We start from the raw sequence: 1,279 nt of genomic DNA on the forward strand, positions 1-1,279 counted from the left end.
ACCCACAACTTCGTCTCGACTCCCAACTCCCTCGAAGGGTTGGACTCGTTGCTTGATCCATCTCTGGTCGAACAGGCATTGGAGCAGGCCGGTGTAGCCACTTTGCGCAGGCGACGCTTACCTTTGGAAATGATGCTTTGGTGCGTCATCTCCATGGCATTTTTTCGACGCATGTCGGCGTGGGATGTGGTCAGTCGCATGAACATCATGCTGCCTGGGCAACGTCCGCTGGTCGCGCCCAGCGCCGTAGTCCAAGCCCGTCAGCGGCTGGGCAGCGAGGCCGTACGACAAGTCTTCGATCTGACTCAGAAAAGCTGGCATGAAGCGGCCAGTCATCCGACCTGGGCCGGGTTGCGCTTGCTGGGTGTCGACGGCGTCGTCTGGCGTACGCCCGATACACCGGAAAACCGTGCGCGTTACGACTCCGCCAGCAACCAGCATGGCGATACTGGTTTTCCTCAGGTGCGCATGGTTTGCCAAATGGAATTGACCAGTCACTTACTGATTGGCAGCGCGTTTGACGGCTATCGCAGCAACGAGATGAAACTGGCGGAGCAACTGATCGAAACCACCCCCGATCACTCGCTGACGCTGTTCGATCGCGGCTTTTATTCCTTGGGGTTGCTGCATCAATGGCAGCAAGCAGGCATCGAGCGACATTGGTTGATGCCGCTGAAAAAAGGCTCGCAGTACGAAGTGCTTCAGCGTTTGGGGCGCCACGATGCTGTGGTCTCGTTGAGTACTTCGCCGCAGGCCCGCAAGCAATGGCCTGGATTGCCGGAGCGCCTGACTGCGCGGCTTCTGAGCAAAACCGTCAAGGGCAAGGTTTGTCAGATACTGACGTCGATGGCCGACTCATTACGCTTCCCGTCCGACGAAATCGTCGATCTCTACAGCCAGCGATGGGAGATCGAGTTAGGGTTTAGAGAAATGAAGCAGACCCTGCTGAACAGCAGCTATACGCTGCGCAGCAAGACGCCCGAAATGATTGAGCAGGAACTGTGGGGCGTGTTGTTGGGCTACAACCTGTTGCGTTATCAGATGGTGGAGATGAGCCGCCATTGTCCAGGCATCCATCCATGCGAACTGAGCTTCACCGCGTGCACTTGGGCGATCTTGGGGTTTATCAACGGCGTTTCTGCGGATCGTTCGGGGAACATCCCCAAATATCTCGCAGAGTTGCATGCCTCAGCCCCGCATTATGTCCTGCCACATCGACGCGAGGAGCGCATTTATCCTCGGGCAATCAGGCTCAAATCGCCGAAGTATCCGATCAAAA

At 56.8% G+C, this 1,279-nt stretch carries 1 protein-coding gene; it reads left to right on the forward strand.

The annotated features are described in order from the left end of the window. A partial coding sequence (locus CKW18_RS29570) for an IS4 family transposase (protein WP_141233179.1) occupies nt 1–1,279 on the forward strand: 1,279 nt, incomplete at both ends.

Origin of the sequence: Pseudomonas sp. Irchel 3E19 (assembly GCF_900187585.1) — a bacterium.
GTDB lineage: Bacteria > Pseudomonadota > Gammaproteobacteria > Pseudomonadales > Pseudomonadaceae > Aquipseudomonas > Aquipseudomonas baetica.